Annotated in this window: 10 protein-coding genes and 2 pseudogenes; 4 read left to right on the top strand and 8 right to left on the bottom strand. The window is 40.3% G+C overall.

Annotation, left to right across the window (positions count from 1 at the left end):
- Positions 1-91: 91 nt before the first annotated feature.
- The 7 genes and pseudogenes from ND6B_RS08960 to ND6B_RS08990 all read right to left on the bottom strand — a co-directional run bounded on the left by ND6B_RS08960 (position 92) and on the right by ND6B_RS08990 (position 7,423).
- Positions 92-2,626 (bottom strand): TonB-dependent receptor plug domain-containing protein, encoded by a 2,535-nt coding sequence (locus tag ND6B_RS08960; protein ID WP_033103570.1) that lies wholly within the window; start codon positions 2,624-2,626, stop codon positions 92-94.
- 275 nt (positions 2,627-2,901) lie between these two features.
- Complete coding sequence (locus ND6B_RS08965; RefSeq protein ID WP_033103569.1) at positions 2,902-3,747, bottom strand: DUF4198 domain-containing protein; 846 nt, start codon at positions 3,745-3,747, stop codon at positions 2,902-2,904.
- 34 nt (positions 3,748-3,781) lie between these two features.
- Positions 3,782-4,291, bottom strand: coding sequence for a DUF2271 domain-containing protein (locus ND6B_RS08970; RefSeq protein ID WP_016899010.1), 510 nt, complete (start codon positions 4,289-4,291; stop codon positions 3,782-3,784).
- Positions 4,291-4,923, bottom strand: coding sequence for a PepSY-associated TM helix domain-containing protein (locus tag ND6B_RS08975; protein ID WP_013466239.1), 633 nt, complete (start codon positions 4,921-4,923; stop codon positions 4,291-4,293). Before ND6B_RS08975 ends, ND6B_RS08970 begins: the two co-directional genes overlap by 1 nt.
- 82 nt (positions 4,924-5,005) lie before the next feature.
- Positions 5,006-5,401, bottom strand: coding sequence for a YbaN family protein (locus tag ND6B_RS08980; protein ID WP_033103568.1), 396 nt, complete (start codon positions 5,399-5,401; stop codon positions 5,006-5,008).
- Positions 5,402-5,543: 142 nt separating this feature from the next.
- Positions 5,544-6,829 (bottom strand): annotated as a pseudogene (locus tag ND6B_RS19630) (carbohydrate porin).
- A 111-nt stretch (positions 6,830-6,940) separates the two neighbouring features.
- Positions 6,941-7,423 carry a MarR family winged helix-turn-helix transcriptional regulator gene (locus ND6B_RS08990; RefSeq protein WP_016899014.1) on the bottom strand — a complete coding sequence of 161 codons (483 nt, stop codon included), beginning with the start codon at positions 7,421-7,423 and terminating at the stop codon, positions 6,941-6,943.
- Positions 7,424-7,838: 415 nt separating this feature from the next.
- On the opposite strand from ND6B_RS08990, the gene ND6B_RS08995 reads away from it, so the two are divergent.
- The 4 genes from ND6B_RS08995 to ND6B_RS09010 all read left to right on the top strand — a co-directional run bounded on the left by ND6B_RS08995 (position 7,839) and on the right by ND6B_RS09010 (position 13,752).
- The gene (locus ND6B_RS08995; RefSeq protein WP_033103567.1) at positions 7,839-8,693 is read left to right on the top strand and encodes a D-hexose-6-phosphate mutarotase; all 855 of its coding nucleotides are present in this window, start codon (positions 7,839-7,841) and stop codon (positions 8,691-8,693) included.
- A gap of 16 nt (positions 8,694-8,709) precedes the next feature.
- Positions 8,710-9,255, top strand: a complete 546-nt coding sequence (locus tag ND6B_RS09000; protein WP_033103566.1) for a PH domain-containing protein — start codon at positions 8,710-8,712, stop codon at positions 9,253-9,255.
- Positions 9,245-10,795 carry a PH domain-containing protein gene (locus ND6B_RS09005; RefSeq protein ID WP_033103565.1) on the top strand — a complete coding sequence of 517 codons (1,551 nt, stop codon included), beginning with the start codon at positions 9,245-9,247 and terminating at the stop codon, positions 10,793-10,795. Before ND6B_RS09000 ends, ND6B_RS09005 begins: the two co-directional genes overlap by 11 nt.
- Positions 10,796-10,938: 143 nt before the next feature.
- Positions 10,939-13,752, top strand: a complete 2,814-nt coding sequence (locus ND6B_RS09010; protein ID WP_033103564.1) for a TolB family protein — start codon at positions 10,939-10,941, stop codon at positions 13,750-13,752.
- A gap of 17 nt (positions 13,753-13,769) precedes the next feature.
- Here the strand turns inward: ND6B_RS09010 and ND6B_RS19625 are convergent.
- Positions 13,770-14,925: pseudogene (locus tag ND6B_RS19625) on the bottom strand (tetratricopeptide repeat protein).
- Between the last annotated feature and the right edge of the window lie 7 nt (positions 14,926-14,932).

Here is a 14,932-nt window from a genome sequence, read left to right as displayed (position 1 = left end):
TGCCAAAATATGGTTAAAAATACTAAATGTTAATAAAAAGGATGCACACTGCATCCTTTTGTAATTACTCTATTGTTAATGGGCGTTTTACTTAAAAATTGTAAGTAATGTTACCGTATAAAAAGCGCCCATCTAAACTGTAGGGTGTGTAAGGCGTGTACGGAAATATTTGGCCAAAGTTAGAGTAGCCAATATTATCTACCGTTGCTTGAGGGTACTGATCGAACAAGTTATTTGCACCCACTGCAAATTTCCACGCTTCGTTAGGACGATAAGCGACTTCTAAATCAGCAATCCATTTAGCATCTAAATATTCATCACCCTCGCTGGTGGTTGAAATATCTGCCACTTCCCCATAGCGAGTTGCACGCAAGGTTGTTTGCCATTGCTTAAAGCTCCAAACAGCCGAAAGGTTTAACTTGTTATCGGGTGTGCCTTGCTCAAAACGGCCTATTTCACGACGGGCAAATACCACGTAGTCATCGCCTAAAGAATTTAGCTCGCTCGGGTTTGCATCTACATGAGTCACTTCGGTATCGTTAATGTTTGCCGCCGCATTTAAGCGCACATCACCCAATGTATTTAAATCAAGTGTGTACGTTGCCACAATATCAACACCTTGCGTGCGCGAATTGATGGCGTTGGTAAAGTAACGAACACTTTCGGTATTTAGTTCGCCAGCATTCGCTAGAATTTGCTGCACAGCGTCACCGCTTAAGTTTTCAGAGAGTACAATCCGGTCATCAATATCAATGCGGTACGCATCAACTGTTAAGCTAAAGCCACCTTGAGTGTAAACAAATCCAGCGGTAACGTTAACTGAGTCTTCTGCATCGAGCTGTTTTGCACCTAACGCTTGCGCTGCAGGAGCAGAGCTTGGAAATAGGCCAACTTCAAAAGGCTGGTTATTTTCGAGAATAGTCGATATTTGACGGTACGAGCTTTGTGCAAGTGACGGCGCACGAAAGCCAGTACTTGCCGCACCACGTAACGATAGGTTGTCGTTAATACTGTAACGCGTGGCTAATTTTGAAGTAAATGTGTTACCAAAATCGCTGTAATCTTCATAGCGACTGGCTAAAACAACATTCCATTTATCAGTTAAGTAAGTATCAAATTCAGCAAATACAGCAACATTATGACGACTTTCATTGGTTGCGCTTTGCGGCCCAAACCCAGGAAGCACTTGCGCACCGCCAGCAGCAATTGGGTTGCCGTTGTTATCAAGCGCAGTAATATAAGAGGCTTCCTCGCCTTGCTCTATTTTATAGCTTTCACGGCGGTATTCAGCACCAATAGTGAAAAACACATCATCGGGTAGACCAAAATCAACGCTGGTATTGGCATCAAAGTTAACTAAAAACTGATCGTAAACCATGGCGCCGTTATCAAACTCAGTTTGGCTGTTAGTACCTAACGAAGTATTTAGGCTATTTACAACCCCTAAACCAAAGTCATTTCGGCCGTAGTTGGTGCTTACATCCCAAGTCCAGTCGCCACTATCGCCTTGTAAACCAAGTGCCAGCGAGTAATCTTTTACGTCGGTAGCAATTTGTGGCAAAAAGCCATTAGGGTATAGCTCTAAAACATTGCGGCTGTCTTTTGCACGACGGTAAAATCCGCCCGAGTTACCTTCACGCTCTGAATAGCTACCAAACGAATAAACATTAAAGCCATTCTCTAAATCGTATCCCATATTGTAAAACAAAGCGTAGTCTTCCAACGCTGCTTTACCAAAACGATGATTGTAGCGATCAATTGTAAATTCGCGTGGGTCTAGGCTGCCATCATCTAGGCGGCTGTATTGTTCGCGCGGATCAAAACCAGAGCGTTGAGTTGAGTCGTTATCACGGTATTCAATTGATACATTTACAAAACCATTGTCTGTTAATGAAAAACCTGAGTTTGCGCTAATTGTGCGGGTATTACCGTCGTTAACGTGACGATCGTCGCCTAAATTAAATGCAAGGTTGCCGTTATCATCCGCATAAGTGCTATTTAGTTGCGGTACACCTGCCATTTGGCTGTCGTATTGGCCATAAGTTACACTAACACTGCCGCCTTCGGTGGCATCTTTTAAAACAATATTGATTACTCCCGCAATGGCGTCAGAGCCATATTGTGCTGCAGCCCCATCGCGCAGTACTTCAACACGCTTAATTGCAGAGGTTGGGATCATGTTTAAATCAACCGCGGTAGAGCCGCGACCAACCGTACCCCCTAAGTTTAATAACGCACCAGAGTGGCGACGCTTACCGTTAATAAGGACTAAGGTGTGATCGGGTGCAAGGCCTCTTAAAACCGCTGGGCGAGCATGATCGGTGCCATCAGAGAGTGTGGCACTTGGGTAGTTAAAGCTCGGGACTTGGTTAGCGAGCACTTGGCTAATTTCAAGTTGCCCCGTACTTGCCATATCGTCACTGCTAATAATATCTACAGGCACAGTACTTTGCGCAATACTACGCAAACTGCGGCGCGTGCCTGTTACTGAAATTACTTCGATATTTTCTTCGACTTGGTTAGTTTGCTCAGCCGCATTAGCAGCTGAAAAAGAGGCGCTAAGTGCGGTGGTAATAGCCAAGCTAAGTGCTAATTTTTTATTAGCTGATAAATGCTGAAAAGTCATTGAGCGTGCCTTGAAGATTTTGAAAAGGGCGCATCATATATAAGCGGCTAGTGCATCGCAAAGATCTAAATTGACTAAGTTATTCAACTATTTTCATAAAAATAAGTGATCGGAATAATAGATTGAAACAGGAACAGACAAGGAGGCTAAAATATAGGATTATGCTTATTTAGGCAGCGAAAATGACTAACTTGGTTTAAAGCTTTGCTAAAGGGGTTTAATTATAAAGAAGCTACAGGCCAAACGATTAATGTGGCCTGTAGGGAATTAAAAAGTTATTCAGGTGCTACTTCAAGGGTGGTAAATAATACATAGCGGCTGGCGTCTACACCTTTTTCGTTTACTATCACTTTTTGAGAGGTTTCGATTAGGTATAGGCCTGGCTCTTTCCACGTTGTGCTAAACATGCCGTTTTTGTCGGTCGTTACTTTTATTTCGCCACGTTCGTTACGGTAGCGTGTATCGCCTTTTAAAATGCTTACTTCAATGCCTTCGCCAACCGGCTTTCCATCGCTTATTAGCTGAAAGCGCGCTTGCTCGCCAACAAATAAATCGTTTGGATGCGTTGGGCCGCTAAGCTCTAAGCCTTGACCTAATTGTGCTGGTTTAGAGGTACCATTATGACTAACAAAGGTATCAACAGTAGAGATGGTTTTAATTGTAGTGATGTCGCTGGCGTCTTTAGGTAGATTGGCATCTGCTTTTTTGGCGAATACACGGCTTCGCTCGCCTGCTGTATTTTTGTAGAATGTCATGTACATAGGTTTTTGCGTCATCGCAATATGATAGGTGCCTTGTTGCTGAAGTTTTACTGCAGCAGAGCTTTTGCGTTGTAGGTAATAGGCACGAATGGTATCGGTAACTTGCTCGCCATTTGGGGCAAGTGCCATAAGCAGAGTATCGTCGTATTCAGCGCCTTTTGTGCTTGGACGAAATGCTTTATCAGGTGCAAAAATTTCGTTAGAAATACTCGCATCAATCATTACATAATGGGCTTTATCCCCTGATAGCGAGGTATGCGAAGGTAGTAACCAGCGGCCATGTGCACTTGCAGCTGTTGATACCAGCGCTGATAAACTCAGTGCGCCAATGAGTGCTGTTTTTAATAAATTAACGTTCATTATTTTTCCTTTAAATTTGAATGATAAGTAGGGACTACCTAGCGGATACAGTGACAAAGCTGGTTGAAAATTCGTTTTTGCCATCAATGGTTATTTTTCCTGATTGGGTTAAATCAAGCTCAATACGGCTGTAATCACGCCCGCCTTCTTCACGAACAACTTCAACATTTAACAGGTATTTTCCTGCGATAACTGATTTGCCATTAAGATCGTTTCCGTCCCAATTAATGGTATAAGTGCCTGCGCGTTTGGTTGCGCTACTAACCCCATCGAAGTTTGCATCACTTTTACCTGCTTTACGCCACCATTGGCGTAGGTCTTTAAACCATTCCGCTTTTTGTACCCAAAGCGCTAAAGTTGTGACATGTTTTCGCTCTGGTGTTTCGAGCCAAACTGCAACATAAGGGCGATGATAGGGCTGCACATCTAACTCAGGTAGAGTTAATTCGATTTCTAATTGGGGCGATTGCGCTGCCACCGAAGTGTGAAAACACACGGCAATTAACAACAATACGGTGCTAATTAAAGATTTAAACTTGAACATTAAAATACTCCTTTAATTTGTGGAACCCAGCATAAATAAATAACCAATGGTGTTGCGATTCCTAATACGGTTATCCATATTCCTGCTAAGCGTTTTTTTCTGTTTTGAAATAAAATAATCATGCCGGTGATGGCAAATAGAATCATCAGCACCGCTGATATATCAATAACCCAGCTCCATACTTCTCCTGAATGACGACCTTTGTGCAAATCACTGATAACACTTAAAAAACCACCAGTTTGATAATCGAGTAACAATTCGCCACTGATAAAATCAAACTCTGCATAGGCATAGCCTGCTGGTAATGGGTAGTCGAGCATAACCAGTGAATCTTGCTTTTCCCATTCAATGCTTTTTACTTTATTAAGCCCATAGTGTTTGGCTAAGTAAGCTTCAATTTGGGGGTAAATAGCAGGCAGGCTATTTAATTGTGTATTTGCTTGAGTAAGCAGATCTTGGGGGATTTGGACCGTAATTTGGCCATTGTTTTTATCGTTTTTTAACCAGTCAACATGGTTTAGCACTATACCGCTTACACAAAATAGAATAAGTAAAAAAAACAAAGCGGTGGAAATATAGATATGTAGAGTACGACTTGTACTATATAAAGTGCGTTTATTAACAAAGGGCATAAAAGGAGCTGGGTTATTTAATTTATACGGATGATAATGATTTGCATTAGCTGTTACAAATTTATTTACCAAACTTTACACTTTATTTTTTAGGAGGAGCTGAGGGCTTAGAAATTAAGTAAGCCATAACCAGCACTTCAACAACAGCCACTAGGGCAATAATCCAAGCTGGAGGGCTGTTGTATAATAAAAATATAAAGCCTATTAGCATACCTATACCTGCAGCATACTTTGCCTTTACAGGAACCACTTGATGGGCGCGCCAATGTTGTAATGTTGTGCCAAAGCGAGGGTGGTTTAATAGCCAAGACTCAAGCGCCGCGGATGAGCGAGCAAAACAGGCTAAGGCTAAAATTAAAAACGGCGTGGTTGGCATAACAGGTAGGGCAACACCAATAATGCCCAGTAATACACACAGTAGCCCCAGCAATTTAAAGCCGAAATTTTTATAATAAATAAAAACGTTTTTTATGCTCACTTTAGCTCTTTTTTAATTAATTAAACGGTAAAAGGGTAAGCTAATTAAAAGGTAAAATGAAGAGAAAATGGCTTAGTTGCATGTTATCAACTAAGCCATTTAGGGTTAGCAAAGGAAAAGAATTTCCTGATTGCACTACCTATTAAAAGTAATAGCCTAAATTAATATTAAAACGGCGCTCGGTATCGCCATCACCAATAATGGTACCGCCAATAAAGGGTTGATTGCGGGCTTGTACGAAATCAACATAACTAAAGAATCCGCCAGCAGTAATGCTCATACCGGTTACATTCATCCAAGTATTGGCGCTATTATCTGACTTGTTGTAGATGATCCCATAGTCGTTATAAAACTGCAGGTTGGTAACTGGGCCCCATTCTAGTGCGTAGTCATAGGCAATATTAAAGTTGGTCATTGTGGCTTGGCTCGATACACTATCATAATAGTCAAAAGCACCCACCGCAAAGCGGTTATTACCATCGTCTAAGTCGTAGTTATATTCACCGTGTTGTAATTGAATATTCCAGTTATTAATGTTGCTGTTTAAGTGAACAGCCCAAGCACTGTAATTACCAGCGCGGTCTTCACCGTCGTGAAGTCCACCACTGAGTAACGATACCCCGATGTCAGTGGTGATATTTTTACTATGCTCAAGCTGATAAGTAGCGCGACCAGCAAAGGTGTTGTATTCACCAAGTTGCTTTGCAGGCTCGGCATAGGTGCCTTCGTTTGCAGGACGACTACCAACAATATCATAAGAGTAACGATGATTTTTGTCTGATGCTGAGCCATCAACTCCACCCAGTTCATCATTTTTGAAAAAGCCTAAATCAAGTGTCCAGTTGTCTTTAAGTTTGCGCTTAGCAACCACACCTAAATCAAAATCATCTTCTAGGCCAACATAGTAGTTAGTGCTAAAAAAGTAGCTGTGAGAATTATAAGGACCGTTACCAAACGGCACGGCTGTTATGCCTGCCTGAGCTTCCCAGCCATCAATAAATTCGTACCCTAAGTAAGCGTACTTTACGACAGTCATATAATCGTAAAAGCGTATTTCACCATTGACTGAAATATCATTAATTTCGCCAGAGACATTTAACCGGAAAATATCAAAATCAAAGTCACCACCGCGATCTTCATTGTCTTCATCGTAAGAGTTTATACCGTAGTTAGCGCGAATAGCACCTCCTACCTTTATTCCAGGTGATTGCTTATCTTGCTGTGCAGTGTCTTTAGAAGTAGCTTGCAACTGTTTACTAACTTGTTCTACTTGCTGAGACTTTTTTTCAGCGAGTTTGCTTTCAAGTTTATCTACTTGTTGCTTTAACTGCGTTAATTGGCTTTGGAGAGGTTGAAGGTTTGATGCATAAGAATTGCTAGCAACACCACTTAAAATTAATGCGGTGTTAGTTTTGAGAGTTTAGTCATAATAGCCGTTTTGATTGTGATTAAAAAATTAAAGGCGCAACGATGCGCCTCTTAGTGTGGAAAAAGGAGAAAATGGCAGACTAATTTAGTTTATTGTTTTTATACTGCGTTTTATTCTTTAGAAGTTTGAAACAGTGCGCCTACTTCTAAAAGAGGAGAGGCATCTAGCTTATCTGCATCCATCATTGCGGCAATACGTTGCATTGATGAAAGCAGTAGGCTCTGTTCCCATTCAGCAAGCGCTGAAAATTTTTCGATAAAGTGTTCTTGCAAGGGCTGAGGCGCTTTTTCGAGTAATTCTTTACCTTGTTCAGTAAGGTATAAGCTGACCCGGCGTTTGTCCATTTGACTACGAACGCGTGTTACCAAATTCTTGCTTTCTATTCGGTCAAGAATATTTGTGACCGTTGCCGGACTTAAATTGACGTTTTGCGCAATACGACTGGCGGTAATACCATCAGTTTGAGACACTTCTTGCATAATAAGCAGTTGTGGTCCAGTTAAACCCGCTGTTTTATTAAGTTGTTTTGAATGTAAGTCAATCGCACGGATCACCTTGCGTAAAGAAACTAGTAACTCGTCATATTTTTGCATTTGTTTGTCTCATGAAAGGCGAATCAGTTGCCGTAATCACGAAATGTTACACATCAAATAAATTGAATTCAAATGATATATATCATTTAACGCCGCTATTATTAGTTTTTAATGGTTCTTATTAATTTGAGCAGTAATTAAAATGGTATTTATTATCTTTATTTTATTAAAAGTTAATAACACTCTGTTTGCTAAGGTTGCGCACCTTACGTAAGTTAAAAGCGATACGCAAGCCACAGGTTTAAAACTTTAGTCGTAATTGAGCCGTTGATGTGGCATAAAAATATAGTAACTAATTCAATTTAAATAACTATTCTATGTAGCTTATGCTTTAAGCATGCATTATTGTTTGTGTACAGTAACCTGAACTCAGGTTAAGTACTAAAAAATTAGTCTCAGTGTTAAAGGAAATAAAATGCAATTATCACCCTCAGTATGTATTGAGCGTACACATAGCGGTTTGGAATTTATTAGTATTAATAGTCGCCAATGTAAGGCGAAGATATTTTTACAAGGAGGGCAAATAACTGAGTTTACACCCAAAGGTAAATTGCCACTATTGTGGGTGTCTGGGGATGAAACCTTTAGCGAGGGGAAGGGCATTCGTGGCGGTATTCCTATTTGCTGGCCTTGGTTTGGTCAACATGAAAATAAAGACTTTCCAGCACATGGTTTTGCGCGCACGCACGTATGGCAAGCCGATGAAGTGCATGAAACCGAGAACGAGATTACTGTTAGTCTTAAATTACCAATGAAGCAGATAGATTCTACCTTTTGGCCTCATCAATCTTCTTTAAGGGTTGAGTTTATTTTATCTGAGCAGTTAGAGGTGCGTTTAACCACCTGTAATTTAGGTAACACCTCATTTAGTTATACACAGGCGCTGCATTCTTACTTTCCAACTGATGATATTAATAATACTCGCGTAACAGGGCTGCAAGGGGCGCAATACATAGAATTTGGCCAAGGGCCTTATCAGCAAAGTGATGTGGTTGGTTTTACCCGTGAAACCGATATGGTTTATACCCAAGCCGCGGCTGTGCAAACCATTGAAACTCCTCAAGGGATGATCAGCGTTAGCAGAGAAAACTCGCGCTCGTGCGTGTTATGGAATCCATGGATTGAAAAATCAAAGAGGCTATCAAATTTTGCCGATGATGATTATAAAAGCATGTTATGCCTAGAGGCTGCGAATGTACTTGAAGATGCGGTTACGCTTGAACCAAAACAAAGTCATACCCTAGTAACAACAATTAAGTGGCTTGGCTAAGCCTACCATACGCGTAATGGAGCAAAGTGTGTTTACTAATCAACAAATAACCGACCTACCGCAACATAAAAGCATAGTGTTTGAGCCGCTTGCGGACAAAGCATTGTTGCATGCACAATTGAATTGGTTGTTATTTTTCATTCCTTTTTGCTTAGTACTAGCGGCTGTTTGCTATTTTAATACAGACTTTGCTGCTATGGCGCAAGGTTACTTATTGGTTGCTGTTCCGCTATTAATTTTACTGTGTATGTTATATAGCGTGTTCAGCATAAAATTACAGGGCAGCGCGTTGCGTACCCACGATATTGCTTTTAAAAAAGGCATTATTTGGCAGCAGGTGACAATTTTACCGTTAGCGCGTGTGCAGCATATTGAAATACACCGTGGGCCCATAGAGCGAAGGCTTGGTTTAGCCAGTTTAAGACTTTATAGCGCAGGGGGGATGAGTGCCGATTTACAAATTAGCGGCCTGACTCACGAAAAATGCAAAAATATTCGTCAGTTTGTACAAAGCTATCGCCACGATGAAACCGCAAGCGAGGTAGCTGCCAGTGAGTGTTGATGCTGCGCAAATAACGTCACCTTCACTTAACTGGCAAAAAGTGTCGCCCTGGGCGCTGGCTTATTTTGTGATGCATTTTAGTGTGCGCTTCATAAAAGACGGCTTATTTAATTTACTGCCCGTGTTGGTGGTATTTGTTACCCAAGTAGAAAATAAACTATTTTGGGGGCAAGTTGGGCTCGCGGTTGCTTTGACTTCATTGCTTGCCTATTGTTTTTTGTATTACCGTAGTTTTCGTTTTTGTATTACTGACGAGCATGAAATTTTACTTAATAAAGGCGTATTTAAAAAAGAGCGACTTACCTTAAAATTTTCTCGAGTGCAAAACGTAAATATAGCGGAGCCATTTTACTTCACCCCCATAGGGTTAGTTAATTGTATTTTTGATGCGGCAGGCAGTGTTGCTCAAGAAGCTGTTTTGCCAGGGGTAACTAAAGATTACGCGCAACAAATGCGTAAACGAGTGTTTGACTATAAAGCGCAGCAGCAACCATCAGTAGAGCTCGCTGATACAGCGCAATCTCATATTGAAGAGCAGAGCGAAAATAGTTTAGTTATCACCAATAAAGAAATTGCTAAATTTGGTTTAATGTCGAATATGGCCATTTTAGCACTTGCGGCAATTGCTCCTTTTATGAATGTGGCCATCGACTTTTTAGAGCAGCAGTTCATAACAAGAATAGAGGGTTTTTATCAGCAAGAGCTAGGTATGATGGCTAATGCAGCGGTATTTGCAGTAATTACTTTGATTTTTGTATTGGTATTTATTGCGGTGTTTTTATCGGTGACTATGTCGCTCATTCGTTTTTATAACTATCAGCTTTACTTCAAAAATAATAAATTCAAACGTATTGCAGGGCTGTTAGAGCGTCATCAACTATCAATTAGTTTAGACAAAGTACAGTCAATCGTTATTAAGCAAAACCTAGTTGCTAGGCTATTAAAACGCTTTACTGTGGAGTGTTTGCAAGCCAGTAGCGGCGGTGCTGCAAGCATGGCGAAAAAGAATAAACAAACCTTAGTGCTGCCTGTGCTCACGCAGGAGCAAGTTGATAATGTGTGTCAGTGGATTTATCCGTGGTTTGACAGTAAAAAGCTGGCATTCAATGCGGTAGAAAGGGCGTTGTTATATAAAAACACGGTGTTTTATGCTTTGCTACCGAGCGTTGCTTCTGGTTTTTTTATTAGCTTTATGCAACTTAATATATTAATTGCATTAGCATTATTCTTGGTATTAGCCGCGTTAGTGTTTTTATCTTATAAACGTTATGGATATTACCTTCATCAACAAGATGGGCGTTTTTATTTGGTGGTACGCAAAGGTATGATTGGTGTGCATTACCGGGTATTTGAGCTGTACAAAGCACAAAGCGCTCGCAGTGTGAGCACCTTTTTTATGCGTCGTTCTGGCTTAAAAAGCCTGTATATACAACTTGCTGCAGGCGGTGCGTACGTCCCATATTTAAAACAGCAAGATGCTGACTTCATTATAGATTTTACACTTATGCAGGCTGAGTCAGACCCTCGCAGTTGGATGTAACTTCCTTTGTTCAAAACTCAGATTAAATAATAAAGCGGGTGTAAATACACATTTGCACATGCTTTATTACACTTTTTTACTGCCCGTTTTTTCCATTTGATAATACTCTAAACATTATCAAATGTAATATTTAAGGGATTATTGTGAAAAAGTCACTCATTGCATCAGCCTTATTATTGGCTGCACCTAGCTTTGCTGCTGATTGGCAAACTATTCATACCGAGCATTTTAATGTGCACTTTAGTAGTGAGCATACTGATTTTGCTAAATCGACTGCTGTGGAGCTGGAAATTGTTCGCACTAAAGTGCTTGAGCAACAAAATCGGGCGCTTGATAAAATCGTCGATGTGGTGGTGTTTGACCCTCTAAATGCAGCAAATGGCTTTGCCTTACCAACCTCTAATAATCCTGTTATGGCGCTTTTTACTACGCCACCACAGTCGGATACCGTGATATCAAATTCATCGGGTTGGCAGCAATTGTTGGTGCTGCACGAATACATTCATTTAGTCCATTTAGCGCAGCCAACCCGTAACGACTGGCAGCAAAAGATTCGCGGTGTATGGGATATATACGATTTAACCTATGGTGATACACCGCGCTGGGTAGCCGAAGGGTACGCCACTTTAATCGAATCAAAAATGACAGGTCGAGGGCGCTTATTTGATAACTATGCTGAGGCAATACTTAGAGAGTTTGCTCAGCAGGGAGCGCTTCCCATCTATGGGCAACTAAATAGCGATGAGGGCTTTATGGCGGGCTCTATGGCATATTTAATGGGAAGTCGTTTTTTATATTGGCTAGAGCAAAATTACTCAGAGCAGCTACTCGATAATGTATGGGTTCGTATGCGAGCAGTGAAATCACGAGATTTTGAAGCCGCATTTTCTGGTGTATTTGGGCAAAGCGCTGCCAAGCTATATCGTCGATTTATTGCTGAATACACTTATAAAGCAATGCAACAAGAGCAAACCGAGTCATCACTTAATAGCAAGCTTTGGTTAAAGCTAGATTTATACGCTAGCAATCCTGTCCTTTCAAATGATGGCAGCAAAATTGCGATAGTTGAACGTGATGAAAAGAGTAAAACAAAACTAATAATTTACAGTACAGAAGACAACACCAAAGCACGAGATAAGTTTACTAAGGTGCAAAAGGAGCTCCTAGAGAACGATAAGCAAGATGTTCCTGATACCCCGCCAATCGTGTTTAAGCGCGAACAAAAACAAGTACTAAATCAAATTAATCGCGCAGGTATTGCTAACCCGCAATGGGTAAATAACAACACACTTTATTTTAATGCCTACAGTAGTGAAGGATCGGGAACTTATAACAAAGTGTCTGACATTTTTAGCTACAACACCGACACTGGCAACATAGAGCAACTTACAGAGCTGGCCGGTATTCGCCGTTTTAGTGTTACCCGTGATGGTGAAACACTTTACGGTGAGCAAATAAGAGCTGGGTATTCTGAATTAGTAAAAGTCGATCTTAATACACAAACAATCACGCCATTTTTTACTAAGAGCTTAAAAACAAGTTATGATTACCCGACACTGAACCCCGATGAAACAAAATTAGCTTACTTATCAGCATCATTAAACGAAAATTGGCAGTTGTATATACAAGGCTTAAACGGTGATGCCAGGCGGTCAATCCCAATGCCTAACGGGTATCAGTATTTAAGTCAGCCGAGTTTCAGTCAAGATGGGGAATCTATCTATTTTGTTGCTGGCCTAAATAATAAAACTGATATTTATAATTATCATATAAAAAATAACACCCTCACCCGCTTAACTAACGGGCAAGAAGCGCTCGCATACCCGATTGAGGCTGAAGATGGCTCACTACTTTACTTCTCCATTAATGCCGATGGCCCTGATGTAAAAACGCTAACAACAAAAAACCGCACAGCCGTGACTGATTTCGCTGTAAACAGTGAAGCTCCATTGTTGATGGTAAATAAGCATACTCTGCCACCGGCAAAAATATATACCGATGAGATAGCAGAACAAAGCGATTACGCAGTACTTGATCAGCAAGCGACGTTTGCCTTGGGATCTCAGTATTATTCAGCGTCAACCAGTTTGCTAAGTGTAGGTATAAAAAGTAGCGACCTATTAAAACAACTTGATTTACAAGCGGGTTATAACATTGATTTGCATGACGGTGCATTACATGGCGGCTTTATACAAGCAAAATACAATGCGTTAAATACAAAGTTTAAGCTTGCGCTATTTGATTATAATTTGGATACATCACATCAATATCAACCTAGCTTAAACGCTGATATTGAAGCCCGAGGTGGTTATGCTGCAGTAAGCCACCCATTGAAATTTGGCCAGTTACATTTAACCCCAGAATTGGCCTATAACTATACAGATTATAAAAATAGCCATAAAAATTGGACACGGTTGAGTATTGCTCAAAGCTGGCAACATGACCGCCAAGCATTTGCTATTGGGCAGAGTATTTATGCCAGCATTTATGATGGGCAGAATCACAGTAGTCATTGGCAAGGTTATGACTTGGCAGCAAAAATATTTGGTAAAGCGTTTGATATACCACTTTTTGTTAACTTTGAGCAAAAGCAAAGAGATGACAGTAGCCTGACATTAGGCGGCTTTAGTTCTAATTTAATTAATCAGCAGCAAAGTAGTGAATTTGTGCTTGCTGCTGAACTGCCTTTTTATAGTGCAACCACTGAGCGCTACCAAGGGTATGGTGGTGGCGTTAGCTTTAAAGAGGGGATGCCTTGGCTTTATTACAAGCAACATCAATTAGACAGCAACGTTTATGCACAAAGTTACGGCTTAAAATACCAAGGTGACTTTAGCTTCGGGATGGGGCCTGCGGGCGTTAATGACTTAACCTTTGATATGGGGTTGTCGCGAGTAGAAGGTGACAGCTTTGAAGATGAAATGCGCGCGTGGTTAAGCTTTTACTATTCATTGTAAAAGCCTATTTAGCTAAGTTACTTACTCGCTTTTAAGGACAGTAACTTAGCTTGATATACATTTAACTTTTGCTTGTCTTTTTCGAGCTCTATCGCTTTCTCAAGTAATTTTTGTGTTTGGTGATTTTTTCCTTGTTGATAGCGAATTTTAGCAAGCTCTAAATAAAGTTCTGCAATATACGGCGCTTTTGTTATGGCTTGTTCAATATGCTCTGTAGCGGTATTAATTCGTCCTGTTTCTAGGTCATTTTTTGCAATAACTAAAAGTTCATAAGGATCTTTTTCTACTTCAGCAAGTCGGCTTGCTAATTGTTCAACAAGTTGCTGATCACCAATTTGTTTGGCTAAAACTTGATAATTACTAAGTAAATTTATATTTATCAGCTTATTATCTAAAGCAGTTTGGTAAATAAGCTGTGCACTTTTTAAATCGCCAGCTCGTCGATGTAAAATTCCAGCCATATTAAATAGCTCAGGATCATAAGGGGTGTATTTATTTGCTTGTAAAATAAGAGAGTACGCTTGATCAAGCTGCTTATCTAAAAGCGCGTCAGCAGCTAAGTTACTATAAAATTTAGAGATTAAATCATTATAATTAGCACTATCAGAATACACACTACCTCTGGTTGGGAAGTAGTCTATTAAGGTTCCTGGGCGAAAAAAAGTGATCACATTTTCTTCTTTTTCAGGCAGTTCCTCTTCTGGGGCATAAACTTTAGTTCTAAAATGGTTTGCTACATAAACCAAGTTATCTTCCTGTGCGTAAACTGGCTCGCTAGTCATTTCTTGAAAGCTGGTTTTAAGCCCTAATGTTTGTGCATAACTTTGGGTAAGAACAGCAAGGCTGATACAGTTACCTTGTGCAAGGTTGAGATGATGTAAGCGTATCGCCATGATACTTAAAATTAGAGAGCTGATTTTCAAGGTAGTTATAAATAATACGGTCACTACGAATATTAGCTGTTTGTTGTTTTGTTACGAAGGCTAAAAAGCGTGCTTTTTCTGCCTCGGGAAGTTCAAATATAACCTTTTCAGAAGGTGTGGTTTGTTGTACAAATAATGTGTGATTAATTAATGAACTTAATTGTACGCGCTGAGTTTGCGTATTGATTTTGCTGCTGCACCCCACAACAAATAAAAAAGTTAAACTTATTATTACCTTGAACATATTCATTAACTCA

The organism is Pseudoalteromonas sp. ND6B (genome assembly GCF_000764215.1).
Taxonomy (GTDB): domain Bacteria; phylum Pseudomonadota; class Gammaproteobacteria; order Enterobacterales; family Alteromonadaceae; genus Pseudoalteromonas; species Pseudoalteromonas tetraodonis.
This window is presented reverse-complemented; position numbering and strand designations above follow the sequence as displayed.